Here is a 25,263-nt window from a genome sequence, read left to right as displayed (position 1 = left end):
TTGTCATGTTTAACTTGTTTCAACCCCAATACAGTATTTTAAAAATCGCTTACGGAGATGGCATCCTGAAACGAGTTTAGAGTTACATATACAATATTAACTTTAGAATCCTCTATTTTTTTTTTTGAGTTAAAATAACAAAATACACAACGGAGCTAGCAAGAATAAATTATTTTGATATGTGGTTCTTAGCTATTTTTCCAGAAATAGAAAATGCCAGGCTCTAGAAACCTGACACTTTCCGACTTCAAAATCAACCTAAACTATTCTTCTACAAAAGTGTAGCTTGTACGCACTACCTCCGTAAGCCGAAAATACCCAAAGGGATAATTTTCCGGATTGGTTTCATTGATGCAATTTCCCCTAACAGCTACTGGAGTGGCCTCAAAAAGACCTACTCCGCCCAATTGTTCTATCAGAATATTAATGTAATTGTAATAATCCTTAGAGATACCGAACATTTCTATAGCAACAATATCGCCAGGTGCAAAAGGTAATATATTGTTATCCTCATCTTCCTCAATTTCGTACCACCAATCAATTGCGTTGCCATTCACGAATTCATCTTCGGCCACCTCAAGATCGGGCAGTAAATCGCCTTCCCTTTGAAATCGAAACAAATAATTATTACCCATTTCAATGGGGTCGGTAAATGCTATATGAACCTCTAGCACATCATCCTCAAAACCATCTTCAGTATCTTGAAACACTTCGGTAATATCAGCAACCGAAGTCATAGTTTCTGTCGCGGAATAAACATCCCCATCATGGATGATTTGTAATGAATAGGATTGTCCCAATACCGGTTCAAAAGTTGTTGTCCTGTACTCTCCATTATTTTGATCTACAAAATTGTAAGTTTCATCATTCGCGTTATTGATAACGACGACTGTTGCCCCGGTAACCGGATTACTCGCAGTATTAAAAAAAGGAGTCGAAGACCTTAATTTTATGGTTTGTACGTTACCGGACGTTCCTTTTTCCCAATTTATTGATGCCTCGACCACCAAACGGGTGGGGCCATTCTGTACCTCTACATCAACTACATCTTCACAAGATACGAGCTGTGCAATTATAAAAAGTAACAATAGTTGTATATACGTTTTCATATTTTAAAATTTAAAATTATAGGTTATAGAGGGCACAATCCCAAAAATGGCAGTTCTAGTGGCTTCATTAGCCCCAGTTTCTACATTTTGACCAAAGGAAATGGAAGCTGCGTTTCTTCTGTTGTATACATTGTAAATACCAAGTACCCATTCTCCTTTCAATCTATTGTTGGGTTTTCTGTTGGGCTTGTAATTGATAGAAAGGTCCAACCGATGGTAGGTTGGCAAACGGTCTGAATTTCGTGGAGCATAACTTGCAATGGAAAGTCCTTCATATTCATACTGCCCATTGGGATAAGTGACCGGCCTCCCCGTCTGAAAGACCAGATTGGTGCCAAAACTCCATTTATCGTTCAGGCGATAAGCACCGGATATGGAAATGTCATGTGTTCTATCAAAAAAAGTATTGTACCAATCTCCATTATTTATACCGGGCCCGCCTGCATTGCCACCAGGGGTTCGCTGTTCAGATTTAGATAGTGTGTAAGCTATCCACCCGGTAAAATCACCTTCATTTTTTCGGAGTAAAACTTCCAATCCATAAGCTCTCATTTCACCGTTCAGGATTTCTGTTTCTATGGTATTTTGCCCTATTAAATCGGATCCATCGATGTAATCAATCCGATTATCCACATTCTTATAATACGTTTCAACTTCCAATGAATAAGTTTTATCCAGAAAATTTCGAAAATATCCAATAGCATATTGATTAGAAAGCTGTGGTTCTATAAACTCTCCACTTGGTGTCCAAACATCCAACGGAGTTACAGAAGACGTGTTCGATAAAAGATGTATGTACTGGGCAATTCTGGAGAAACCCGCCTTTAATGAAGAATTCTCGTTTAATGAATACGCCAATGACACTCTAGGCTCCAAATTGCCAAAACGTTTAATGGTCTCGTCATCATCAAAGCTTATCTCCCCTATTTCGGTACCACGTTGATAGATTCCCAATGTTGCGTTATAGACTACAGGTTGGCTATTGGCATATTCGGTCAATGCCTGCCCCCCTAAACGTGTAAAAGCACTGTAGCGAAGTCCATATTGTGCGGTCAATTTGGGACTTAATTTATGTTCTGCATTGATATACAAACCACTTTCAATAGCCTTTTTACGGTCCAATTTAAGTGGATTTACTGGAGAGCTCTCTGCGGTAGGTTGTACCTGTCCAGGATCAAAATCGTAATAAATGGCACTTGTTCCAAATTCTAGTTTAAAGGCATCGCTCAAATAGTACTTAAAGTCATATTTAAGATTGTAATTGGTGATAGAGGATTTCCACTCAAATTCGTCCTGGTCAAATCCAAGATCATAATCGTAGCGACTGGCAATAACAGAAAGGTTAGAGAACAAGCGATTATTAAAAATATGGTTCCAACGAAGGTTTCCGGAAGTGTTTCCGTAACTGCTGTCAAAACTATTACCAAGCTTAAAGGCATCTCTTCCAAAATAACCCGAAAGGAATAGTTTATTGTTTGGATTGATGTTGTAATTCGTTTTTAGATTGAGATCATAGAAAGTGACCCTATTGTCCTCCCCTCCTGCCGCCAATAATAGATCGGCATATGAACGTCTACCTGCGACCAAAAAAGAACCCTTTTGTCCAAAAACAGGCCCTTCCAAAGTTAATCGGCTCGAAATTATGCCAATACCACCAGTGGCGGCAAAATTTTTGTTATTACCGTCTTTTTGCCGAATGTCAAGTACTGAGGATACTCGACCCCCAAAACGAGCTGGAATACCACCCTTGTACAACTTCACATCTTTAATTGCATCTGCATTGAATACTGAAAAGAAGCCAAACATGTGCGAAGTGTTGTAAATAATAGCTTCGTCAAGCAATACCAAGTTTTGGTCCTGTGCCCCACCTCGTACATGAAAACCACCGGTACCCTCACCATTATTGGTAACACCGGGTAGCATTTGTAGAGACTTCAATATATCTACCTCTCCCAAAACTACGGGCATTTGCTTTATGGTGGCGATGTTCATTTTAACTATGCTCATTTCGGGCTTTCGGAGAATAGCACGTTCCGGCTCATCCGCAGTAACCACTACTTCATCCAGTTCTGTGGATAATTCTGAAATTTCAATGTCATATTTGAGGTCTGCATCGAGTGTTATTTCAATGTTGCGGTCATTATATCCCATATACGATATATTGAGGATATACTTTCCTTTTGGAGCAGTAATGGAATAAAACCCATATTCATTTGTAACTCCTCCAATACTTGTACCTGTCAAGAATACAGAAGCTCCAAAAAGGGTTTCGCCATTGCTTTTATCGGTTATGGTACCGCTAATAGTTTTGTCCGTCTGTCCCATGGCGACTATACAGCCTAGGAAATAAAGCCACAGCGACCACACGGTACATTTGGTCACAAGACTGATTTGATGATTTCTGTTCATTTTTGATTGTTTACGGTTGTATAAATTTTCACAGCTATAGACAGCTTAAAAAATTTAGGGTTGCACCAAATCCAAAATTTTATTCATTTTCAATTTTTTTTCCTTGATGTGCAACCTTTTACATTTGCATTTGTCTTTAACCCTGATAAGGCATCAACCTATAACCTTTGGAAACCGAAATTCGTTTTACACATAAGGACTTGGTAGAACAGTGCAAAACTGGTAAAACCAACTCGCAATACGAGCTATACGCGCTGTATGTGGATGCTATGTATAATGTGGGACTTCGGTTTTTGGGGAATAAGGAAGATGCAGAAGATATTGTACAGGACAGTTTTGTGGACGCTTTCAAAAACTTAGGTGGTTTTAAATATGAGAGCAGTTTTGGGGCATGGTTAAAACGTATCGTCATAAATAAAAGCATCAATCACCTAAAGGCCAAGCGTATTCCCGTAGTGCCTTTAGAAACCCAGGAGTATCATTTGACCGAGGAAACTATAGTTGAAACTGAAGCAATTGATATTGGAAATGTAAAACTGGGTATTGCAAAATTACCTGAAGGATACAAACAGATTATCAACCTATACCTAATTGAAGGGTATGATCATGCGGAGATTGCAGAAATATTGGGTATTGCGACTAGCACCTCCAAATCACAATATCACAGAGCAAAGAAAAAATTATTGGAAATCATAAGCGAATTGTAATGGACAATTTTGAAAAACATATTAGAGATAATGCTTCACAATTTGATGAATATAAAGCAGACCGCGCCAAACTATGGGTTACTATCTCAAAAGAACTTGAAAATGAGAAGCCAAAAATAATTCCTCTTTGGAAATCACCAATACTGCAAATCGCGGCGAGTATAGCTTTATTACTGGGAATTACCGGTATTATTGGTTTATCCATATTTAGCGGCAATACAGTTGAAAATCAATATATGCCAAAAGAACTGGTCGACATAGATATGCACTACCAAAATTTGGTTTCCTATCAAGTACAATTGGTGCAAAATCATCCTAAACTTTCCGAAGAAGATAAATCAGAGTTTCTGTCCTTTATGGAAGAACTCGATTTGGAATATGAAACCCTTCGCTTAGAAATGCGAAAGAACCTTGACAATGAGCAGGTGCTTGAGGCCATTGTGGCCAACTATAAAAAGCGGATCGAGCTTATTGAAAATTTATTGAAGCAGATAAACGATTCAAAATTACCAGATGATGATTATGGATACACGTTATAAGATAGTTCTATGGATAGCAGTAGTACTTCTGTTTTTTAAAATGGGCACTGCGCAAGAGAAAATATCCAAGACCATAGAAAAGACCTTACCCTTGACCAATGCAGGGGAACTGAGGTTAGAGAACAAATATGGCGATATCAATGTAAATGGCTGGAACAGGAATGAGGTTTCCATTAGTATTAAAATCACAGTAAACCATAGAAAAAAAGAGAATGCAAAGGATTTGTTAGGTCGTATCAATACTAAAATAAAATCCAGTTCTGGGTTTGCGAGTATTGTCTCCGAAATTTCCAATAAGAATACAGGATGGCTTGCCGATCTTTTCAATAAAGCCAATCCTATTGACTTTGACCGTAGCCGTGTACAAATTGATTATCAGGTTTATTTGCCAAGCAAAGCAAAGCTTAAGGTCACAAACCGATTTGGTGATGTGGTCATTGAAGATTGGAGCGGTCCCTTAAATTTACTTTTGGAACATGGCGACCTGTGGGTAAGCGATAATTTGGGCAAAGCAGATATTACCATGAAATATGGCAAATTGCGTGCCCGTAATATAAACTATGCCAGTATATATCTAAAGAACGGCGAATTGGACATGATAGATTCCAAAAGCCTTAGATTGAATACTGATGGCAGCAACATGAGACTTAATGCCGTTTCTTCATTGGAAATCTATTCAAATAAAGATGATATCTTCTTGGAGGAAGTAGGTACAGTTTATGGCAGTCTAAAATTCAGCAAGTTAGAAGCGCAACGGTTGATCAGGAATGTGGATTTGAATCTAAAAATCACTGATTTCCGAATTGCTGAAATCCTTGAATCCGCTGCAGAAATTGTCCTTGAGCAAGAATCATCCGATATAAATTTGAACGTAGCAGGTTTTTCCCACCGGTTCAGTGCTACATTGGAACAAGGGGTAGTACGCTTACCAAAATCCTTCGAAAATGTTAACTCAAATATGTTGGACAAAAGTAGCAAGCTTCGGGAGATCGAAGCTACTTACGGTAATGGTAAAAAAGGTTCCATCACAATTACGGGTGTAAAAGGAATAGTAACGCTACGTGAATAATTTTTATTTATGTGCAACCTTTACAAATTTTAGTTGTCCTTATAACATCAATCAAAATATCCAATAAATAATGAACAATCAAAAAATCATTTTTGCCCTGCTTTTATTGTTTACCGTGTTTATGGCCCGAGCTCAAAATGACGACGGTGAGTACATTACGTTCAATGATAGAAGAAATGTGGTTCATGGCGTTTACATTGGTTTGACCATGGGCTACGGTGAAATTGACGGCCAAGATACTTATGTAGGCAGTTTTAAGATTGCCTATGTGGCCAACCAACAATTTGAGGTGGGTCTACTGTTAAAAGGCCTTTATTCGGAACAAGACATTTTCAACCCGCGCAGCAATACCAGAGATGATCTTCTTGCAAGCTATGCGGGTTTTCACCTTGAACCTATTTTATTCGGAAAATCCAGGGTAAGTCTTTCTTTTCCCTTATTAATTGGTGGTGGCGCCGTAGGATATATTGAGCGAAATATTGGCAGAAATAGTGATGATTTTGATTTGGAAAATGATGATATCGATCCAATTTTTGTTTTGGAGCCCGGAGTAAATGCACTTTTCAATATTTCACGCTTTGTACAGCTAGAGGCTGGAATAAAATACCGTTTTTCGAGTAAAATCGAATTAGCAGATAGCCCTATTGATAGAATAAACGGTTTTACCGGGGAAATTGGAATTAAACTGGGCATATTCAATATGGGCAGAAATCGTTATAAAAAAACCTTATAAAAAAAACCTTGGATAAATGAAACAAATAGATAGAAAGCGTCATATTAATACTTTGCGGGTATTTACAAAAAGTGATAAGGTATATATGCTGGAGGGATCAAAAGCCACTCATGCTGAACGTTTTAGGTGGATCTCTATCACCAACTTCAAATAATTGATACAAATAACCACAGCGGGATGTGTTTTAAAAACTATTGTGAAAGTATCTAATCGAAAAGTCTCAACATCAATCAAAATGAAATCAAAAATTATATTCAACATTTTTTTAGTGGCAATTTTGACATTGCTCATATCTTGTGAAAATGAATCAATAAGGGCATCAAATTCAGTTACAACCACTGCATATTCGTTCAGTAATTATAGTGCTCTTGAGATACATGGAGATTTTGACGCTTTTGTAACATTTTCCGATACTGAAGAGGCTATCAACATCGAGGCTAATTCAAACCTACAAGATAAAATAGTTGTATCTAAATCAGGTAATGTGTTAAAAATACGTCTGCAAGACAACCTGACAATTAGTGGCAACGTAACTTTAAAAATATATATCAGCACCAACAACATTTCAAGATTTGAAATATTCGGTGATTCCTCAGTGACGTTAGAAAATGCTCTGATTGCCGAGAATGCCGAATTCAACCTATTTGGTGACAGTCAATTTCTTGGGGAAATAGCCCTGGACAGATTATCTTTGAATGCAAGAGGTGACTCAAGCGTAAATCTATTTGGAACTGTTACTTCATTAGATGCGACCCTTAGTGGCGACAGCTTTTTAGAAGATTATGACCTTATTGTAGATGATCTTGATATTAAACTCAATGGAGACAGTGAGGCATATCTATCCGTAACAAATACTATAGACATGAATGCCTCAGGAGACAGTGAATTGAATTATAAAGGCAATGCGGAGATAGTTCGTTTGCAACTAAGCGGAGACGCCAGAATAAGTAAGCGTGATTAACTAAGTGTCACTTTATAGAGTTTTGTGTTTTAACAATACTTCCATAATCTTTTTTGCTGTTTCTTGAATGGCAGGCACTGCGACAGAATTCCCAAATTGTTTATAGGCCTGCACATCTGAAACAACTATTTTAAACTTGTCCGAAAAACCTTGAAGACGTGCCCATTCCCTTGGCGTCATTTTTCGTATTCCTTCTCTGTTGACCTCGCCTTTAATTTTTGTAATAGGCTCAAAAGTTGTAAGTCTATCATCATAGACCAAATTACGCTCCCGTCCCATTCCACCCACCACGATAGCATTCGCAATGGAATCATCAGAAATTATCATGTAGCCAAAACCATTTCCTTTGCTCTCATGTCTTTTTTTATGATTTCTCAGTGTTTGTAAATATTGGGTTGATAGGTAATACTTAACAGAAACCTCTTTCTCTTCTTTAATATCCTCAAAAGCTGTTTGCAATCCCAAGGGTTTGGGATATTCGAACTTATCAATATTCAAATCATTTCTAAAACCAACGATGAATATTCGTTCTCTATTTTGAGGCACCCCAAAGTGCTTTGCATTCATTATTTGGGGGTCAGGCACATAATAATCAAGGTCTTCTCGCAAGGTTCTAATAATTGTGGCCAAGGTCTTACCCTTGTCATGCATCCTTAATCCCTTTACATTTTCCAAAAAGAAGGCTTTTGGTCTTTTTTCTTTCAATATTCTTGCAACATCAAAAAATAAAGTTCCTCTGGTATCTTCAAAACCTCCCTTTCTACCAGCAATAGAAAAGGCTTGACACGGAAATCCCGCACAAAGAACATCATGGTCCGGAATATCTTTTTCGTCTATTTCCTTGATATCCCCATGAGGATTTTCTCCAAAATTTTCTTTATAGGTCTGTTGGGCGTATTTGTCCCATTCCGAAGAAAAAACACATTCACCACCTAAATTTTGAAGTGCCATTCTAAACCCGCCTATTCCTGCAAAAAGGTCAATAAACTTGAAGTTAGGATTTTTCACAACAGGGAAAGGAACCTTTAAAAGTGTGTCTTTGGTATTGATTCCCTTACTGATTGCTGATTGCATAAGAGTTCATTTTTTCTTCCAGTTCCAAAATATAGCCACTGGAAAGAAGTATAAAATTAGAAATCTTTTTAATTTTTTTGTTGGTTCCGGACAAATTTATGGGCAACGCAATTTGCATATCACATGCAACATAATCATGCCTTTTTTCATTCTTCTTTTTTTTGAATTTCAATGCTCTTTTAGTTTGTGTATAAATTGCAATACAAAATTCCAACCCTTTGTATACGATCAATAAATCTATACCCTCGAATATATCTTTTCTTGTGGAATATTTTACAGAATCAAATCTTCGACTTTCCTGACATAATTTAAAAAAATGAAAATCCCTTATCAAAGAAGGGTAAGACCTGAGCATTCTGTTTTTGACCCCATCAACGCTGTATTTCTTGCTGGCAATAATCAAAAAATCCAAATTTTCTTCAATGTTGTTGATTTTAATATAGGTCCGTAATAATTCTTCTTCATTGGGTATTGTATCATTCTGGAATACAAAATAAAAGAAAGCTATGGAGAAATAGGGAATATTTGAGTTCTCAACTTTTTTGTCAATTGCTTTATGACCTCCGGAATACTCGATTCCTTCAAGCTTTTTCTCAATTTCCGCTGAAGTAATCTTGGAGGTTTTGAGCATGTATACTTGCTCTTCGAAAAACTTTATATCCTTAATCAAACTACGGTGACTGTAATTTTAATTTTTTCTGGCTCTTCTCCTCCCTCTTTTCCCATATCTCGATTGTCATTATTGAAATTATAACAATTATGAATTCCGAAAATAATCTATTTTATTTTAAAGGTTGGTTATCTATTCCCATATGCTTAAAAGGTAGATTAGATTGTATCATCCAAATAATTAGCATGAAATTATAAAATAGTTAAAATCGGTCATTAAAATCACCCTATTTCCAGTGTTATTCACAGTTCTAAAAACTCAAATATGGAGTATCTACTTTGATGACATGTAAATTATATGCTTTTTAAATCCAATCATTATGGTTTAACGGTATTTTGATTATTTTTGCTGCCCATTTACATTTGGCCCACGTGGTGGAATTGGTAGACACGCTACCTTGAGGGGGTAGTGTTCGTAAGGACGTGCTGGTTCGACTCCAGTCGTGGGCACAAAAACCGCATCGATTTTGCGGTTTTTTTGTATATACCGCTCTTTAGCTTTAAAAAATTCACAGATTTCTTAGAAATGTGTGCAATTTCTTAAAACCACTCCAAATTTTATCATAACATATTAGGTTGGCATCAATTAAATTGTAAATTTGTTTAACGTTTACAATCAAAAGATGAACAATGTAAAAAAATCTTTCAGTATCCGTGATATGGAAAACCTGTCTGGAATTAAGGCACATACTATTAGGATATGGGAAAAAAGGTATAATCTTTTTCAGCCGGAAAGGACAAGTACCAACATTAGATCATACAGTTTGAGTAGCCTACAAAAGCTATTGAACATTACATTGCTATACAACAATGGCTACAAAATTTCTAAAATTGCCAAGCTAGATGAGCCGCATATACCCGTAATAGTCAGGGAAATTGTCTCCAACAATAGTGAAAAAAGCCATGCGATAAATGCGTTTAAACTAGCGATGATCAATTTTGACCAGACGCTATTTTTGAATACGTATAATAGCCTTTTATCAGAACGTTCCTTTAGGGATATTTTTAATGACGTTTTCATTCCACTATTGAACGAACTGGGTCTTCTATGGCAAACCGATACCATAAGTCCTTCTCACGAGCATTTCATCACCCATTTGATCAAACAAAAAATATATATCAACACAGAAAAGTTGCAGATGGTAGAACCTACCCAAAAGGATAAGGTTTTTGCACTTTTCTTGCCAGAAAATGAAATCCATGAAATTGGATTACTTTATCTAAATTATGAAATTACATTACGAGGATATAAATCCATTTACCTTGGTCAAACTATGCCAATAGATAGTTTGGTCGATTTACTCAAATATTATAATAACATTCATTTTGTTTCCTATTTTACCGTTTCACCAACAAAAGATGAATTGACATCGTATTTTGATAAATTTTCCAAAACATTGAATTCCTCCGGTAATTCAAAACTCTACGTTTTAGGTCATCAAATACAATATATTGAAAAAGAAGAATTGCCAAATAGTATTAAAACATTTAATTCCATCGAACATTTAATTAGTTCGTTCTCATAAGTATTCTATTTAGAATGAAAAAAGTTGTGATCATTGGTTCGGGATTTTCATCCCTTTCTGCTTCTTGCTATATGGCTAAGGCTGGGTTTGATGTAGAGCTATTTGAAAAAAACGATACTGTTGGTGGGAGGGCAAGACAACTGGTAAAAGATGGGTTCACTTTTGATATAGGTCCTAGTTGGTATTGGATGCCCGATATTTTTGATAAATTTTTTGCTGATTTTGACAAAAAAACTTCTGATTATTATCAGCTTGACAAACTTAGCCCTGCCTATAAAATCTTCTTTGGCGATGATGTGATAACCATTGGGGACTGTATGGATAAGATATGTCAAGAATTTGAACGAATCGAAGCTGGTAGCGGAGCACATTTAAAAAAATTTATAGCCAAGGCTCAAGAAAATTATGATATTGCAATAAATAAAGTTGTTCTACGCCCTGGACTGTCACCCTTTGAACTGGTTACCAAAGAAACTGTACTTAGAGTAGACCAATTTTTTAAAACAATAAGCTCTGAGGTTCGCAAGCGGTTCAAAAATCCAAAGCTTATCTCAACATTGGAATTTCCTGTACTCTTTTTAGGTGCAAAACCAAGTAAGACCCCTTCCTTCTATAGCTTCATGAATTTTGCGGACTTTGGTCTAGGTACATGGCATCCTCGTGGCGGTATGTACGAGATCATAAAAGCGATGAAGAACTTAGCGGAAGAACTAGGTGTAAAAATCCATACAAATAGTCCTGTAGATGTAATAAATGTTTCTAATGGAAAAGTTAAGGGAATATCGAGCAAGGGTGAAAATATTGAAGCGGATTACGTAATCAGCGGTGCTGATTACCACCATTCAGAAACATTGCTAAAGAAAGAATATAGGCAATATTCCGAAAGCTATTGGAGCAAAAAAACATACGCTCCTTCTTCCCTACTGTTTTATGTCGGTTTTGATAAAAAATTAAACAACATTGAACATCATAATCTATTTTTTGATACAGATTTTGAGAAACACGCCCAAGAAATATACGATGACCCACAATGGCCAAGCAATCCGCTGTTTTATGTAAATTTTCCTTCAGTAACAGATGCTTCTATGGCGCCAGACGGTTGTGAAACCGGATTTTTTCTTATACCCATAGCTCCAGGATTGGAAGATACCCCACAATTGAGAGCTCAATATTTTGACATAATTATAGATAGATTTGATAAACACACAAAGCAAAATGCTAAAAAATCCATTATATTTAAAGAAAGCTTTTGCGTGAACGATTTTATTGAGCAATACAATTCTTATAAGGGAAATGCTTACGGTATGGCCAATACACTAAAGCAAACTGCTTTTTTAAGACCTAGTCTAAAAAGTGGAAAAGTTAAAAATCTATACTTTACAGGTCAACTTACCGTACCGGGCCCAGGTGTACCACCATCGTTGATTTCTGGGAAACTGGTCTCTGATTTGATAATTAAAAAAAATTGACAAGGTGAAAACACTTTTTGATAATGTATCCTATCACTGCAGTAAGATCGTTACAGAATCTTATAGCACTTCATTTGCCCTGGCCACCAAGATGCTATCCTCATCGATTAGGTCTGATATTTATAATATTTATGGCTTTGTTCGTTTTGCCGATGAAATAGTGGACACCTTTCACGATTACAATAAAAGAGAGCTTTTTGAGGATTTTGAAAAAGCGATGGAAGATGCTATATCCAACAAAATAAGCCTTAACCCAATTCTGAATTCTTTTCAGAGCACCTATCATAAATATGATTTCCCTCACCATTTGGTCGAGTCTTTTATGAAAAGTATGCGGATGGACCTATCAAAAAAAAGATATAGCACCTATGCCGAATACCAAGAATATATTTACGGTTCTGCGGACGTGGTTGGCTTAATGTGCCTTTGCGTTTTTGTTAATGGCAACAAAAAAAAGTATGAAGAGCTAAAAGAATCTGCAATGGCTTTGGGTTCAGCTTTCCAAAAAGTGAATTTTCTTAGGGACCTAAAAGCAGATTACGAAGAATTGGAGCGCACTTATTTTCCAGATACCAATTTGAAGGAACTTGATGAGGTTTCCAAAAAAAGAATAGTTGATGAAATAAAAGCTGATTTTGCCATGGGTTATTCAGGAATTGTAAAGCTGCCCGAACAAGCAAAGTTTGGTGTTTATACAGCTTATAGATATTATAACAAACTATTGCAAAAACTACAAAGCACTCCCCCCTTGGAAATAAAAAATACACGTATTCGTGTTCCAAACTATCAAAAATTCGGACTTTTGGCACAGTCTTATGTAAATTATAAATTACAGCTTTTTTAAATGAAAATCGCCCTCTCAATTCTTATTTTTCTTGGAACCTTTGCCTTTATGGAATTTATGGCTTGGTTTACCCATAAATATGTAATGCACGGATTTTTATGGAGCCTTCACAAAGACCATCACAAAAAGGACCATGACTCATGGTTTGAACGAAACGACTTTTTTTTTATTTTCTATGCTGTAGTCAGTATGTCATTTATTATGGTGGCCAATAATACAGATTTCTGGTATGGATGGGCATTAGGTTTTGGCATTTTGGCTTATGGCATCGCCTACTTCTTTGTACACGATATATTTATACACCAACGTTTCAAATTTTTTAGGAATGCAAACAATTGGTATGCTCGCGGTGTAAGAAGAGCCCATAAAATTCACCATAAACATTTGGGTAAAGAAAAAGGTGAATGCTTTGGGATGCTCGTAGTACCCTTCAAATACTTTAAAAAATAATGCCAAAAGCCATTGTTGTTGGCGCAGGTATTGGTGGAATTGCCACTGCGATTCGATTGAGCGCCAAAGGATATGATGTATCGGTTTTTGAAGCGAACAGTTATGCCGGGGGCAAACTACATTCAAAAAAAGTAGATGGATATCGTTTTGACCTTGGCCCCTCATTATTTACTATGCCTCATTTTGTAGATGAGTTGTTCAGGCTTCACCAAAAAAACCCAGTAGACCACTTTCAATACATACGTAAAGAGGTGCTTTGTAATTATTTCTGGGATGATGGGGTTAAATTTTCTGCTAAGGCCAATAAAGAGGATTTTATAGATGATGCTTCGCGCGTGTTCAATGAACCTAGTGAAAATATAAAGAATTATCTCCTAAGAAGTAAAAAAAAATATGATTTGACCGCTTCGTTATTTCTGGAAAAATCGTTGCACAAACTGGGAACATATATTTCAAGAGAAACTTTAAAAGCGATATTCCAGATAGGAAAATTGGATATAGGCCAATCGTTGAATACCTCTAATAAAAATACTTTTAAAAACGATAAACTTGTTCAACTCTTCAACAGGTATGCAACCTATAATGGTTCCTCCCCTTACCAAACACCCGGTATAATGTCCATGATTCCACATTTAGAAATGCATTATGGCACATTTTTTCCAAAAGGTGGAATGCATCAAATCACAGAATCGCTAGTCGAATTGGCTAAAAATGTTGGGGTTAACTTCTATTTTAATGAAGCCGTAGAAAGAATAGTCGTTGCAAATAATAAAGCAGGTGGTATAGAATCCATAAATGGAAATTATGATGCTGATGTTGTTGTCTCCAACATGGATATCTACCCAACATTTAAAAAATTATTGTCCAGAGAGAGACAACCTAAGAAAGTTCTTGTACAAGAGCGTTCAAGTTCTGCCCTGATTTTTTATTGGGGCATTTCCAAAAATTTTAAGGAACTGGATTTGCACAATATATTTTTTAGCGGTGATTATGAAAAAGAGTTTGAACACATTTTTAAAAAGAAAAGTCTATATCAAGACCCTACAGTGTATATCAACATTACTAGTAAAGAAGAACCTAAGGATGCCCCTGCAGGACATGAAAACTGGTTTGTTATGATCAACGCACCGGGCAATTATGGTCAGGATTGGGAAAGTTTGAAAAATCAAAGTAGAAAAAATATTATTTCCAAGCTAAACAAAATATTGAACATCGATATTGAAAAGTATATTGTTTCGGAATTTATTCTTGACCCTAAAGGGATTGAAAGTAGTACAAGTTCTTATAGAGGGGCATTGTACGGTGCAGCGAGCAATTCAAAATTTGCAGCCTTCCTAAGGCATCCAAACTTCAGTAGGTCAATAGAGAATCTTTATTTCTGCGGAGGTTCAGTTCATCCTGGGGGAGGCATTCCGCTATGCCTATTATCTGCCAAAATAGTTGATGATTTAATTCCCGAAGCATAAATATGGAGTTTTTCGTCAAATACAAAATTTGGATAGCCATAGGGGTGATTTGGCTATTTCATATTTCAGGGATTATAGGTATCGCCTTGGGAAGTCAAGATTGGTTCTTGACCAAAACTCCACTAAACTTAGTTATATGTCTACTGTTGTTCGTTTTATTGTATCCTATAAATACAACAAAAAAGATGTTTGTCTTTGCTTTCTTCTTTTTTCTTGGAATGTTTTCAGAATGGCTTGGGGTAAACTATAGTTTACTTTTTGGTAATTATGAATATGGAAAAAACTTTGGTCCAAAATGGGACGGTGTACCTATACTGATTGGATGTTTTTGGGCATTGCTCGCATTTGTTACAGCTACTATGACACAGCCATTAAAATTACCAATAGCAATTAAATTGGTTATTTCTGCGCTGCTCATGGTTTTTTTGGATTTTCTAATGGAACAGAATGCACCTAACTTTGATTTTTGGTATTTTGAGGGACAAGTTCCCATTAAAAACTACATTACATGGTTTGTAATAGGCTTTTTTATGCACTTTATTATATGGAAATTAAAAATAAAGGGAAACATTATACTTTCATATCACCTCTATTTTGCACAACTGATTTTCTTTGTGTTCTTTTATCTATTTCCTATCGCCTAGACTCGGCAAAGGATTCTTTCCATCCCAACTTCCCAATGATCGATAGGGCTGAAACCTAGAAAATAATTCTTCTTTATACCATTTTAATGTTCGGGTATGACCAATTGCCTTGGCATGTGGCTTGCTTTGATAGGCAAAACTATCCAAGGAGCTTTTATCTTTCCAAACACTAAAGGTTGCCATCTGCTTAATGGGTACTTCACCAAATCCTTTTGTGTAAATAAGTCCACTATTGTTTCTCAGTTCTTTTTGGGAAATAGGAACATATTTCCAAAATTTATATAATAGTTTGGTCTTTATGGTAGCTCTGGTAATTGCCACAACAAAAGGATTGTCCCCATCTATATTATTGCTTTTTTTAAATGGATTTGTTCCTGACCATTCACCTCTACTTATATTGTTCTTTAAGTATAAACACCATTGTTCATGGGTGTGTTTACCATAACGTTCCATAAGCGATGATGTATTGAAAAAGTAGTTTGCCTCTTTCTCGTTATCCCAAACCTGTAATAGAGCATAAGTGCTCCAATCCGGCAAGGGATTGAATCCTTCTTTTCCACTTCCCCAAAGCTTGTAAAATTGAAGGCCCTTAACTCTTTTAAGGCTGGAATGCGCAAATTGCATCATTAAAAAAGCCCAAAGTTTATTTTTGAGGGAAGTATATTTAAAAAGCGTAATCGTAGTAATTTGTGACATTTCTATTCGCTCAAAAGTTTGTCCAATAAATTTCTTGTATTTATGGAATTCCAATCTGCCACACCTTTTTCAGCTACTACAATTTTGCCGTTTTTATTGATAATGAAAGTAATGGGAATACTTTTAGACTCAAGTTGCGCAGGTGTCTCAGAAGCTTCAAAATATACTGGAAGCTGATATTCTTTCTTTTCTAAAAATGCAGCCACCTTGTCCTTTTCGTCGACTGCAATAAAAGCAAAGGTTATCTTTTCCTTATAATCGCGATATAATTCGACCAAACTTGGAAGTTCTGCAATACATGGCGGACACCAAGTTGCCCAAAAATTCAAGAGTACAACTTTATCCTTGTTCGATTGAAAATCAAATTCATTACCTTCTAGGTCAACTAATTTCCATTGATATTGCACAAGTGTTTGCTGTTCATTGGGTGGTACTACCGCTGCGTCACTTGCAAAAATCTTATTGACAAAAACTTTAATATGAAAACCAACAGGTGTAAATAAAACCAATGAAATTATCAAAATCATACTGATATTTCCAATCTGGCTTTTTGAAAGTTTCATAATTTCATTCTGCTATTAAACCGTCCAACAGCTCATAGACCTTATTTGTATCCCAGTCGGCGATTTTTTCCTTGTATATAACTACATTACCGGATTTATCGATTACGTATGAAGAAGGCACCTCACTTGCTTTGATAGGTGATTTCTCACCAATAATTAAATAAGTGACAGGAAAGGTAAATTCGTGCTTGCTCATAAATTCTTCTACAGGAGGCCTGTTTTCATTTGTGATGATATAAAAATCGATTTTTCCTTTATACCTGTCGTACATTTTTTGGATACTGGCCAACTCGGCTTCACTTGGTAATCGCCAAGAGGCCCAAAAGTTGATGAAGATTACATTGCCCTTAGATTTTTCAAAATTAAAAAAGTTCCAATCTGCATCTTTTAGCTTCCAGTCATAATCTGCAATTTTTTCCCTATTCGCTTCTTCTATAACTGGAGGAGAAAATGAAAATAGCTTGTTCAACAGTATTTTACCGTAATGACCCATCGGTGTTACAAAGAAAGAAAGAATAAAAAGCATCACTGCAATATTGAAAATGGTCTTTTTATTTATTTTCATACTAATGGATTTGGTCAAACTAAAAAACTCCTGACAATGATATCAGGAGTTTTTAAAATTATATCAGAACGTTCTTACGCATTCTCTTTTTTGATAACATTCAAAGCCGAACCTTCTTTAAACCAATTGATTTGAGCTGCATTATAAGTATGGTTTGCAATAATCGTATCCTTACTACCATCTTTATGGACAACTTCAATCGTCAAAGGTTTATCTGGTGCGAAATCGGCAATATCAACAAAATTGAATGTATCGTCCTCTTGAATGAGGTCATAATCTGTTTCATCTGCAAAGGTCAGTCCCAGCATTCCCTGCTTTTTAAGGTTTGTCTCATGAATTCTGGCGAAAGATTTCACCAAAACTGCAGCAACTCCCAAATGGCGGGGCTGCATGGCGGCATGCTCTCTAGAAGATCCTTCTCCGTAATTATGGTCCCCTACTACGATGGTCTTTATACCTTCCTTTTTATATTCACGTTGCGCGTCCGGTACCGCTACGTACTCTCCCGTTAATTGATTTTTTACAAAATTGGTTTTTTTATTGTATGCGTTTACAGCGCCAATCAATGTATTATTTGCAATATTGTCCAAGTGTCCCCTGTAACGTAACCAAGGACCCGCCATAGATATATGATCGGTGGTACATTTGCCATACGCCTTAATTAACAATTTTACATTTTGCAATTCTTCAGGCTTAATGGGCACAAAAGGTTCAAGTAATTGAAGTCTTTCTGAACTTGAGGAAACGATGACCTTTACACCGCTGCCATCTTCCATGGGAGCAACATAACCTGCATCTTCCACAGCAAAGCCCTCGGGTGGCAGTTCATAACCTCTTGGCTCATCTAAAAGAATCTCTTCACCGTCCTCATTGATGAGCTTATCAGTTATTGGATTAAAGTCCAATCTACCCGAAATTGCTATTGCAGTTACCAATTCCGGCGAGCCTACAAAGGCAAGGGTATTTGGGTTTCCATCCGCACGTTTTGCAAAGTTTCTATTAAAGGAATGTACAATGGTATTCCGGGGGCCATTGGCAGCTTTGTCACCATAACGGTCCCACATACCTATACAAGGTCCGCAGGCATTTGCGAATACGGTTGCACCAACGTTGTTGAAGGTATCGATGAATCCGTCACGTTCTATAGTATAGCGTACCTGTTCTGAACCTGGAGTTATGGTAAATTCGGACTTCATTTTCAAGTTTTTATCCGAAACCTGTTTTGCCAGAGAAGCGGCTCTTGATATATCTTCGTAGGAAGAATTGGTACAAGAACCAATTAAACCAACCTCAACATTTAATGGCCAATCATTTTCTTTTGCAGCTTCGCCCATCTTGGATATAGGAGTTGCCAAATCTGGCGTGAACGGTCCATTTAAATGGGGTTCCAACGTATTTAAATCAATTTCTATGACTTGGTCAAAATATTGTTCTGGATTTTTATAAACGTCTGAATCCGCAGTTAAGTGTTCTTTTACCTCTAAAGCGGCATCGGCGACATCTGCCCTATTTGTAGCCCTCAAATAACGGTCCATGGATTCGTCATACCCAAAAGTTGATGTAGTGGCACCAACTTCTGCACCCATATTACAAATGGTGCCTTTTCCTGTACAAGACATCGATGTTGCACCTTCTCCAAAATATTCGATTATAGCACCTGTACCCCCTTTTACGGTAAGAATATCGGCTACTTTTAAAATTACGTCCTTGGGAGCGGTCCAGCCGGATAATGATCCCGTTAATTTAACCCCAATCAATTTAGGGAATTTAAGTTCCCATGCCATGCCTGCCATTACATCGACCGCATCTGCACCTCCAACTCCGATTGCAACCATTCCCAATCCACCTGCGTTTACAGTATGGGAATCCGTTCCTATCATCATTCCACCAGGGAATGCATAGTTTTCAAGTACTACTTGGTGAATAATCCCTGCGCCTGGTTTCCAAAAACCGATCCCGTACTTATTTGAAACGGACTCCAAAAAATCAAACACTTCATTACTGGTCTCGTTTGCCCTTTTTAAATCTGTTTTCGCATCGACCTTAGCTTGTATTAAATGATCGCAATGTACCGTTGTTGGTACGGCAACTTTAGGTTTACCGGCATGCATAAATTGCAGCAATGCCATTTGCGCCGTAGCATCTTGACAGGCTACCCTATCCGGGGCAAAATCTACATAATCCTTACCTCTTGTAAATTGTTTGGTGGGTGTTCCTTCCCATAAATGGGAATACAATATTTTTTCTGCAAGTGTTAAAGGTCTTCCTACCAGTTCACGGGCTTTTTCAATACGTTCACCTATCAAGGAGTAAACCTCTTTAATCATGTCTATGTCAAATGCCATATTACAATTGGATTTTAAGATTTTGTAATTTGGTAAATTTAGTGAAATACCTACGATTTAGAAATTAGAATCGTATTAAATAAGTATGTAAAATTGGGTTTTTAGAGTAATTTTGATATAATATCTTCTTCAGAAATACCTTCGGCCTCTGCTTTGTAGTTTTTTAAAACCCGATGCCTGAGTATTCCCATGGATACTGCTTTGACATCTTCTATATCCGGGGAAAACTTTCCGTTTATAGCTGCATTGGCCTTAGCGCCCAATACCAAATTTTGTGAAGCTCTTGGTCCTGCTCCCCAATCAACATAATTATTGATAAAATCAGACGCATCATTGATACGCGGTCGTGTACTGTTCACCAATCTTACGGCATAATCAACAACATTGTCCGGAACGGGTATTCTACGGACCAGATGTTGTACCGCAATGATTTCATCTGCGTTGAAGAGCGTATTTATCTTTATAGTATCGTCCGTAGTAGTGGATTTTACAACTTTAATCTCCTCTGCTATTGAAGGATATTTTAATTCTATGGCAAACATAAAACGATCCAACTGTGCTTCTGGCAATGGATAAGTCCCTTCTTGTTCTATTGGGTTTTGTGTTGCTAGAACAAAATATGGCATATCCAATTTGTATTGTTGCCCTGCAATAGTGACCGCCCGCTCTTGCATAGCCTCCAAAAGTGCCGCTTGAGTTTTTGGGGGAGTCCTGTTGATTTCATCGGCAAGAATGATATTACCGAAAACAGGCCCCTTTATGAATTTAAAATTTCTGTTTTGATCAAGAACCTCGCTTCCAAGAATATCGCTTGGCATTAGATCCGGTGTAAACTGGATTCTTTTAAAATCAAGGCCCAACGTTTGGGCTATGGTGTTTACCATTAAGGTTTTTGCGAGACCTGGAACACCAATTAGAAGGGAATGCCCTCCAGTATAAATGGAAAGTAAAATCTGTTCGATTACCTTTTCCTGGCCCACAATGATTTTACCAATCTCATCTCTTAAAGCTTGATGCTTTTTTACGAGATTTTCTACTGCAACAACGTCTGACATGCACTTACTCCTTTACCCAATTGTTAGCAAAATTACAATCCTTGTTTTGATCATTTACATGAATATAGGTATCTTCGATATGTTCGTTCATCCATTCCTTTATTGCCTCGAATTGTTTTTCCCTAAGTGCCAGTTCCTGAATCTTTAAATAATCTTTTGCAAAATCAGCCTTGTGTTCATCAAAACGATTTGAAATTTTCATGATTTTGAATTTTGGCGGGCCTCCTCTTTGATTTTCTTCTTTAATTGGTCTTGATATCTCCTCGTCCTTTAGATTGCGAACTTGGTTATACAAGGCGGGGTCCATTTTGGTCAATTCAAAACGGGAATCAAAATTAATAGGATTGCGCAACAAGCCACCATCAAATTTAGTTTCTTTCTCATCGGAGAAGTTAAGGGCTGCGTCTGCAAAATCATACTTGCCGTCCAAAATTTGTTGGCGAATCGTATCCAATTCCGCTACGGCTTTTTCCATAGTGCTTTTAGGAATTTCAGGAATTATTAAAATATGGCGTAAATCCAATTCCTGTCCCCTAATTTTTTCAATGTAGATGATATGGTATCCAAAATCAGTTTCAAAAGGCTCGGAAATTTCACCCTCTTGCAAACTAAAAGCGACATCTTTAAATTCTTTCACAAATGGCGTTTCCCTAGTCATACTATAGAATCCCCCCTTGGATTTGGAGCCTGGGTCTTGGGAGTAAAGAATGGCCTTTACGTTGAAGCTGGCATCATTCTCTTCCACATCTTGTTTAATTTGCTTCAATCTATCGATTACCTTTTGTTTTTCTTCTTCAGGTGCTTCCGGTTGTTTAACAATTTGGGCAATCTCCAATTCGGAACCAAAAACTGGTCTTTCATCTTCTGGTATTTTATTAAAAAATTGGCGTACTTCTTCTGGAGTCACTTCTATTTCTTCGACTATTTTTCCCTGCATCTTTTCGGAGAGCATACGAAGCTTGTTTATTTCGAAGAGTTCGGTCCTAAAACTTTCAACGTCAGGTTTTTTATAGAACTTCAATACTTTTTGCATAGAACCTACTTGTGATACAAGCTGTTGTATCTGCGCATCACTTTGCGCATTCACTTGATCGTCCGATACCAGCAGACTGTCCTGAACAGCTTGGTGGGCGTATAAACGGTCTTCCATCAATTTCCCCAAGAGGCTGCACTTGGTAATGTCCTGTGTGGAAGCTCCTTGACTTTTTAAATCTATAAGCGTTTTCTCAATATCGGAATCCAAGATAACATAGTCGCCAATAACAGCTGCTATACCGTCCAATTTAACTCTTTTGGTATTGCTGGTACTATCTGTTTTTGTAAGCACCGCTTGATCCGTATCTTGTGCATGTAAAGTGCCAATTATGGCGAAAAACATGATGGACAATAGATTTCTATTCATTTTTTTCATAGACTTCAAATTCATTCTTTTTTATGGCTTCATCAAGAATCTCAGTTTCTAATTTACGTATATAATTGAGCTTACGCCTATTTAGAATTAACTGTCTTATATCTGGGGCAATATATTCAAAGGGAGCTGTATCGCCTATTTCCAATACATCCTTTACTCTCCCCAAATATACCTCTGTAGAATCCTGTAATTCAAAAAATTGTGATTTTTTTAGGTACTTCTCCTCATTTATAAACGTAATCAATGGTATTTCTTCCATAATCCTTGATGCACTTACCCATATTGAATCATTAAAATGGATTTTCTTGAATTGGACCGCAATTGAATCCAAGTAGCGTTTATCGGCATCTTTCCAATTCTTCATTTTATCGATAACTGCATCTTTATCTAAAAATTGGGAAGGCAATCCTATGAATCGCAATTGTACCAATTTTTCGTTAAGCCTAAAATTTTCCATCTCCTTCTCATAATATTCTTTTAATTGGGAAGTGGTCAAAGCGGTATCCTGTTCTTTCAATACCAGTGCTTCGATATAGGCTCTTGTATACAAATCAGCTTTATAGTCATTCACCAAACGATCAAACTCTTTGAGTTTTTCCTCTGAAAGATTTATTTTGGATTTGGACAACAATAACTGTTTTGATGCCCAATTGTTAATGTAGTTGCTTACAAACAATGCACTGTCTTGTGCTGCCATATCATTACTGATCAAGGACGCAATGTCGTCTTCGTACAGATATGAATCCCCTACTCTTGCCAGAGGTTCCTTAACTTCCTTTTCCTTAAAAAGGGAATTGCAAGAGGAAAGAACAAAAAGTCCAATAACAAGAAAGGAAGATTTTTTACTTTTTTGAAGAAAAAACATTCCGCAAAAGTAACAAATACTGAAACCCTAGCAAGAAGGTTTTCTTTCCATTAACAGATTTTTAGTAGGTAGCTCAAAACATTTAATTTATTACATTAGTAAAAAACCTGTCAAAATGAGGTACATAACCGAAATAGTTGTCAATTTGCCCCGTGAGAAGTTTATTGAAAAATTGGACAATCCTGAAAACATGAAACATTGGCAAAGTGGACTTGTGGACTATGAGTTCCTTTCAGAACCGGCAAATGAAGAGGGTTCGCGAATGGGTTTAAGATATAAAATGGGAAAACGTGAATTTGAAATGGTGGAAACCATCATCAAAAAAAATCTCCCATCTGAATTGCATACTATTTACGATACCAAAGGCGTACAGAACATTCAAAAAAACTATTTTAAGGAAGAGGGAACTTCGACCAGATGGATATCTGAAAGTGAGTTTAAGTTTTCAGGTTTTGGAATGAAGTTAATGGGATTTTTAATGCCCGGAGCCTTTAAAAAACAATCGCTTAAATACATGAAAGATTTTAAGGCATTCGCAGAGGACGGTACATCTGTATTGCATACTTAACCAATAGAAAAGGCATTGGACAGAAAAATAAAATTGATATGGGATTTTCGTGGCACTGCTGCAGCAAATACTGCGGAACACCATGAAAAACATTTAAAAGAATTCATCAAAAAAGAAGAACTAGAGCTTGATATTACGGGTTTTGAGCATTTTAGCGAGATGCATAGTGTTGCTTACCTTGTTGTATCGGAACCAGAAATGAAAACTGTTCGTGATGTTTTGAGGCCCCATAGAGGCGAGATTTATCTAAGTCCTGAATAAATAATAGAAACCACCAAAAACCACTACATGAAAAAACAGATTAGTATCTACTTTCTTACATTGACCTTTTTTAGTATTTCGTGCACAGAAGGCCATGATCAAAATCCTTTGGAAAAGGCATTGGCGTCCGATCATACTGCTATAAAAAGAGTTATGGACAGCTTGGAACAATATGAGGTACAAATAAGATATACTCAAATAGACAGGAGGAACGACAGTGTGTTTTTCAATGATTTTGATTTTCAAGTTGATAAGGAAAATTACTTTTATCCTGCCAGTACCGTAAAATTCCCTGCAGCTGTTGCTGCTCTGGAAAAAATAAATGAGATAGATTCCCTGTCAGTGAACACCAAATTCTATATTGAAGGTGATTCAACAGAAACTACTTTTGCAAAAGCAATTTCCGAGATTTTTGCAGTATCCGATAATGCGGCGAATAATCGATTGATAGAATTTTTAGGACAGGATGATTTGAATCGGCGAATTAGGTCAAAAGGGATTGAACCTATAAGAATAGCACATCGACTATCCACGCCCAATGCGGACAATGTGACGACCAAGCCGTTGATTACCTATTTGAACGACTCCACTATGACGACAAGTCAGTCGATTATAAATACAGCTCCAAAACCATTGCAGATCAACAAATTAAAAAAGGGGACAGGATTTTATGCGGACGACTCCCTTCAACAAGGAGCCTTTGATTTTTCTTTAAAAAACCATTACCCTATCCAAGCCCAACATAGTTTGCTTAAACGTGTTATTTTCCCTTCGAATTTTCCAAAAGAAGAACGTTTTAATATTAGTGATGCACAACACGAATTGTTATTGAAGTCTATGCATACCCTTCCTGGCAAGTTGGATTATGATACCGAAGAATATTATGATAGTTTTGTTAAGTTTTTTATGTTCGGTGATTCTAAGGACACAATTCCAAAGCATATAAAAATATACAACAAGGTAGGTTATGCTTACGGCACTCTTACGGATTGCGCCTATATAAAAGATGAAAAAAATAATATTGATTTCATGATAACTGCTACAATACTGGTCAATAAAGATGGTATCTTCAATGATAATGTTTATGAATACGAAGAAATTGGAATCCCATTTTTAGCTCAATTGGGAAGAGAAATCCATAGCTTGGAACTAAATCGAAAAAGGTAGTTTAAATGTCAAATACCCTATATTTGGGGTATTCAGATTGTAAAAACCCCGTTGTCTTTCCAACATAAATGGGGTATTACCGTTTATTCATAGATCGA

Annotated in this window: 25 protein-coding genes and 1 tRNA gene; 15 read left to right on the top strand and 11 right to left on the bottom strand. The window is 36.7% G+C overall.

The window, feature by feature from the left end; genetic code table 11:
• Positions 1 to 263 precede the first annotated feature (263 nt).
• Together HME9304_RS12595 and HME9304_RS12590 are read right to left on the bottom strand one after the other, a co-directional pair.
• Complete coding sequence (locus tag HME9304_RS12595) at positions 264 to 1,109, bottom strand: DUF4249 family protein (protein ID WP_112378928.1); 846 nt, start codon at positions 1,107 to 1,109, stop codon at positions 264 to 266.
• Positions 1,110 to 1,112: 3 nt separating this feature from the next.
• Positions 1,113 to 3,518 carry a TonB-dependent receptor gene (locus tag HME9304_RS12590; protein WP_112378927.1) on the bottom strand — a complete coding sequence of 802 codons (2,406 nt, stop codon included), beginning with the start codon at positions 3,516 to 3,518 and terminating at the stop codon, positions 1,113 to 1,115.
• A gap of 167 nt (positions 3,519 to 3,685) precedes the next feature.
• Here HME9304_RS12590 and HME9304_RS12585 point away from each other — a divergent pair, with 167 nt between their 5' ends.
• From HME9304_RS12585 to HME9304_RS12565, 5 genes are all read left to right on the top strand, one after another.
• Positions 3,686 to 4,225, top strand: a complete 540-nt coding sequence (locus HME9304_RS12585) for an RNA polymerase sigma factor (protein WP_239023271.1) — start codon at positions 3,686 to 3,688, stop codon at positions 4,223 to 4,225.
• Entirely contained in the window at positions 4,225 to 4,764 is a 540-nt protein-coding gene (locus tag HME9304_RS12580) for a hypothetical protein (protein ID WP_112378926.1), read from the top strand. The genes HME9304_RS12585 and HME9304_RS12580 overlap by 1 nt, the downstream gene beginning before the upstream one ends.
• Entirely contained in the window at positions 4,739 to 5,833 is a 1,095-nt protein-coding gene (locus HME9304_RS12575) for a hypothetical protein (RefSeq protein ID WP_112378925.1), read from the top strand. The genes HME9304_RS12580 and HME9304_RS12575 overlap by 26 nt, the downstream gene beginning before the upstream one ends.
• A gap of 70 nt (positions 5,834 to 5,903) precedes the next feature.
• On the top strand, positions 5,904 to 6,566 hold the full coding sequence (locus HME9304_RS12570; RefSeq protein ID WP_112378924.1) for a hypothetical protein: 663 nt from the start codon (positions 5,904 to 5,906) through the stop codon (positions 6,564 to 6,566).
• A gap of 268 nt (positions 6,567 to 6,834) precedes the next feature.
• Positions 6,835 to 7,527, top strand: coding sequence for a head GIN domain-containing protein (locus HME9304_RS12565; RefSeq protein WP_164674841.1), 693 nt, complete (start codon positions 6,835 to 6,837; stop codon positions 7,525 to 7,527).
• Between the two features lie 12 nt (positions 7,528 to 7,539).
• Here HME9304_RS12565 and HME9304_RS12560 read toward each other — a convergent pair whose 3' ends face one another.
• Both HME9304_RS12560 and HME9304_RS12555 read right to left on the bottom strand, forming a co-directional pair.
• Positions 7,540 to 8,601 carry a DNA cytosine methyltransferase gene (locus HME9304_RS12560; protein ID WP_112378922.1) on the bottom strand — a complete coding sequence of 354 codons (1,062 nt, stop codon included), beginning with the start codon at positions 8,599 to 8,601 and terminating at the stop codon, positions 7,540 to 7,542.
• Positions 8,582 to 9,232 (bottom strand): hypothetical protein, encoded by a 651-nt coding sequence (locus tag HME9304_RS12555; protein WP_112378921.1) that lies wholly within the window; start codon positions 9,230 to 9,232, stop codon positions 8,582 to 8,584. Before HME9304_RS12555 ends, HME9304_RS12560 begins: the two co-directional genes overlap by 20 nt.
• 404 nt (positions 9,233 to 9,636) lie before the next feature.
• Between HME9304_RS12555 and HME9304_RS12550 the strand changes: the two genes are divergently transcribed.
• From HME9304_RS12550 to HME9304_RS12520, 7 genes are all read left to right on the top strand, one after another.
• Positions 9,637 to 9,720: transfer RNA gene (locus tag HME9304_RS12550), tRNA-Leu, on the top strand.
• A gap of 173 nt (positions 9,721 to 9,893) precedes the next feature.
• Positions 9,894 to 10,796 carry a MerR family transcriptional regulator gene (locus tag HME9304_RS12545; protein WP_112378920.1) on the top strand — a complete coding sequence of 301 codons (903 nt, stop codon included), beginning with the start codon at positions 9,894 to 9,896 and terminating at the stop codon, positions 10,794 to 10,796.
• Between the two features lie 14 nt (positions 10,797 to 10,810).
• Positions 10,811 to 12,265, top strand: a complete 1,455-nt coding sequence (locus HME9304_RS12540) for a phytoene desaturase family protein (RefSeq protein WP_112378919.1) — start codon at positions 10,811 to 10,813, stop codon at positions 12,263 to 12,265.
• A gap of 4 nt (positions 12,266 to 12,269) precedes the next feature.
• Positions 12,270 to 13,109: a phytoene/squalene synthase family protein gene (locus HME9304_RS12535; RefSeq protein ID WP_112378918.1), complete on the top strand. Its 840-nt coding sequence runs from the start codon at positions 12,270 to 12,272 to the stop codon at positions 13,107 to 13,109.
• Positions 13,110 to 13,559 (top strand): sterol desaturase family protein, encoded by a 450-nt coding sequence (locus HME9304_RS12530; protein WP_112378917.1) that lies wholly within the window; start codon positions 13,110 to 13,112, stop codon positions 13,557 to 13,559.
• Positions 13,559 to 15,025, top strand: coding sequence for a 1-hydroxycarotenoid 3,4-desaturase CrtD (gene crtD / locus HME9304_RS12525; protein ID WP_206170473.1), 1,467 nt, complete (start codon positions 13,559 to 13,561; stop codon positions 15,023 to 15,025). Before HME9304_RS12530 ends, crtD begins: the two co-directional genes overlap by 1 nt.
• Positions 15,026 to 15,027: 2 nt before the next feature.
• The gene (locus HME9304_RS12520; protein WP_112378915.1) at positions 15,028 to 15,669 is read left to right on the top strand and encodes a carotenoid biosynthesis protein; all 642 of its coding nucleotides are present in this window, start codon (positions 15,028 to 15,030) and stop codon (positions 15,667 to 15,669) included.
• On the opposite strand, the gene HME9304_RS12515 is transcribed toward HME9304_RS12520, so the two are convergent.
• From HME9304_RS12515 to HME9304_RS12485, 7 genes are all read right to left on the bottom strand, one after another.
• The gene (locus HME9304_RS12515) at positions 15,652 to 16,365 is read right to left on the bottom strand and encodes a DUF3291 domain-containing protein (RefSeq protein WP_112378914.1); all 714 of its coding nucleotides are present in this window, start codon (positions 16,363 to 16,365) and stop codon (positions 15,652 to 15,654) included. The two genes, HME9304_RS12520 and HME9304_RS12515, sit on opposite strands and share 18 nt — an antisense overlap.
• 2 nt (positions 16,366 to 16,367) lie before the next feature.
• Complete coding sequence (locus HME9304_RS12510) at positions 16,368 to 16,928, bottom strand: TlpA family protein disulfide reductase (protein WP_112378913.1); 561 nt, start codon at positions 16,926 to 16,928, stop codon at positions 16,368 to 16,370.
• A 4-nt stretch (positions 16,929 to 16,932) separates the two neighbouring features.
• Positions 16,933 to 17,493, bottom strand: a complete 561-nt coding sequence (locus tag HME9304_RS12505) for a TlpA family protein disulfide reductase (protein WP_112378912.1) — start codon at positions 17,491 to 17,493, stop codon at positions 16,933 to 16,935.
• Positions 17,494 to 17,567: 74 nt separating this feature from the next.
• The gene (locus tag HME9304_RS12500) at positions 17,568 to 19,838 is read right to left on the bottom strand and encodes an aconitate hydratase (protein ID WP_112378911.1); all 2,271 of its coding nucleotides are present in this window, start codon (positions 19,836 to 19,838) and stop codon (positions 17,568 to 17,570) included.
• Between the two features lie 101 nt (positions 19,839 to 19,939).
• Positions 19,940 to 20,893, bottom strand: coding sequence for an AAA family ATPase (locus HME9304_RS12495; protein WP_112378910.1), 954 nt, complete (start codon positions 20,891 to 20,893; stop codon positions 19,940 to 19,942).
• 4 nt (positions 20,894 to 20,897) lie between these two features.
• Positions 20,898 to 22,304 (bottom strand): peptidylprolyl isomerase, encoded by a 1,407-nt coding sequence (locus tag HME9304_RS12490; RefSeq protein ID WP_417935229.1) that lies wholly within the window; start codon positions 22,302 to 22,304, stop codon positions 20,898 to 20,900.
• Positions 22,288 to 23,169, bottom strand: a complete 882-nt coding sequence (locus tag HME9304_RS12485) for a peptidyl-prolyl cis-trans isomerase (RefSeq protein ID WP_112378908.1) — start codon at positions 23,167 to 23,169, stop codon at positions 22,288 to 22,290. The genes HME9304_RS12490 and HME9304_RS12485 overlap by 17 nt, the downstream gene beginning before the upstream one ends.
• Before the next feature lie 115 nt (positions 23,170 to 23,284).
• On the opposite strand from HME9304_RS12485, the gene HME9304_RS12480 reads away from it, so the two are divergent.
• From HME9304_RS12480 to HME9304_RS12470, 3 genes are read left to right on the top strand one after another with little or no spacing between them, the layout of a single operon-like run.
• Entirely contained in the window at positions 23,285 to 23,737 is a 453-nt protein-coding gene (locus HME9304_RS12480) for an SRPBCC family protein (protein WP_112378907.1), read from the top strand.
• A gap of 15 nt (positions 23,738 to 23,752) precedes the next feature.
• A complete protein-coding gene (locus HME9304_RS12475) occupies positions 23,753 to 23,998 on the top strand; it encodes a hypothetical protein (RefSeq protein ID WP_112378906.1) in 246 nt (81 codons plus the stop codon).
• A 27-nt stretch (positions 23,999 to 24,025) separates the two neighbouring features.
• Positions 24,026 to 25,165: a serine hydrolase gene (locus tag HME9304_RS12470; protein ID WP_112378905.1), complete on the top strand. Its 1,140-nt coding sequence runs from the start codon at positions 24,026 to 24,028 to the stop codon at positions 25,163 to 25,165.
• Positions 25,166 to 25,263: the final 98 nt, after the last annotated feature.

The organism is Flagellimonas maritima (genome assembly GCF_003269425.1).
In the GTDB taxonomy this organism is placed as follows: domain Bacteria; phylum Bacteroidota; class Bacteroidia; order Flavobacteriales; family Flavobacteriaceae; genus Flagellimonas; species Flagellimonas maritima.
Note: the sequence above shows the minus strand (reverse complement) of the source record. Positions and strands in the feature narration are given on the sequence as shown.

Coding starts and splice junctions, on each gene's coding strand:
- HME9304_RS12570 (WP_112378924.1), top strand. CDS start 5,904: ATGAACAATCAAAAAATCATTTTTGCCCTGCTTTTATTGTTTACCGTG.
- HME9304_RS12470 (WP_112378905.1), top strand. CDS start 24,026: ATGAAAAAACAGATTAGTATCTACTTTCTTACATTGACCTTTTTTAGT.
- HME9304_RS12500 (WP_112378911.1), bottom strand. CDS start 19,838: ATGGCATTTGACATAGACATGATTAAAGAGGTTTACTCCTTGATAGGT.
- HME9304_RS12520 (WP_112378915.1), top strand. CDS start 15,028: ATGGAGTTTTTCGTCAAATACAAAATTTGGATAGCCATAGGGGTGATT.
- HME9304_RS12575 (WP_112378925.1), top strand. CDS start 4,739: ATGATGATTATGGATACACGTTATAAGATAGTTCTATGGATAGCAGTA.
- crtD (WP_206170473.1), top strand. CDS start 13,559: ATGCCAAAAGCCATTGTTGTTGGCGCAGGTATTGGTGGAATTGCCACT.
- HME9304_RS12555 (WP_112378921.1), bottom strand. CDS start 9,232: ATGCTCAAAACCTCCAAGATTACTTCAGCGGAAATTGAGAAAAAGCTT.
- HME9304_RS12545 (WP_112378920.1), top strand. CDS start 9,894: ATGAACAATGTAAAAAAATCTTTCAGTATCCGTGATATGGAAAACCTG.
- HME9304_RS12595 (WP_112378928.1), bottom strand. CDS start 1,109: ATGAAAACGTATATACAACTATTGTTACTTTTTATAATTGCACAGCTC.
- HME9304_RS12540 (WP_112378919.1), top strand. CDS start 10,811: ATGAAAAAAGTTGTGATCATTGGTTCGGGATTTTCATCCCTTTCTGCT.
- HME9304_RS12580 (WP_112378926.1), top strand. CDS start 4,225: ATGGACAATTTTGAAAAACATATTAGAGATAATGCTTCACAATTTGAT.
- HME9304_RS12590 (WP_112378927.1), bottom strand. CDS start 3,518: ATGAACAGAAATCATCAAATCAGTCTTGTGACCAAATGTACCGTGTGG.
- HME9304_RS12510 (WP_112378913.1), bottom strand. CDS start 16,928: ATGAAACTTTCAAAAAGCCAGATTGGAAATATCAGTATGATTTTGATA.
- HME9304_RS12490 (WP_417935229.1), bottom strand. CDS start 22,304: ATGAAAAAAATGAATAGAAATCTATTGTCCATCATGTTTTTCGCCATA.
- HME9304_RS12515 (WP_112378914.1), bottom strand. CDS start 16,365: ATGTCACAAATTACTACGATTACGCTTTTTAAATATACTTCCCTCAAA.
- HME9304_RS12530 (WP_112378917.1), top strand. CDS start 13,110: ATGAAAATCGCCCTCTCAATTCTTATTTTTCTTGGAACCTTTGCCTTT.
- HME9304_RS12480 (WP_112378907.1), top strand. CDS start 23,285: ATGAGGTACATAACCGAAATAGTTGTCAATTTGCCCCGTGAGAAGTTT.
- HME9304_RS12485 (WP_112378908.1), bottom strand. CDS start 23,169: ATGTTTTTTCTTCAAAAAAGTAAAAAATCTTCCTTTCTTGTTATTGGA.
- HME9304_RS12560 (WP_112378922.1), bottom strand. CDS start 8,601: ATGCAATCAGCAATCAGTAAGGGAATCAATACCAAAGACACACTTTTA.
- HME9304_RS12495 (WP_112378910.1), bottom strand. CDS start 20,893: ATGTCAGACGTTGTTGCAGTAGAAAATCTCGTAAAAAAGCATCAAGCT.
- HME9304_RS12505 (WP_112378912.1), bottom strand. CDS start 17,493: ATGAAAATAAATAAAAAGACCATTTTCAATATTGCAGTGATGCTTTTT.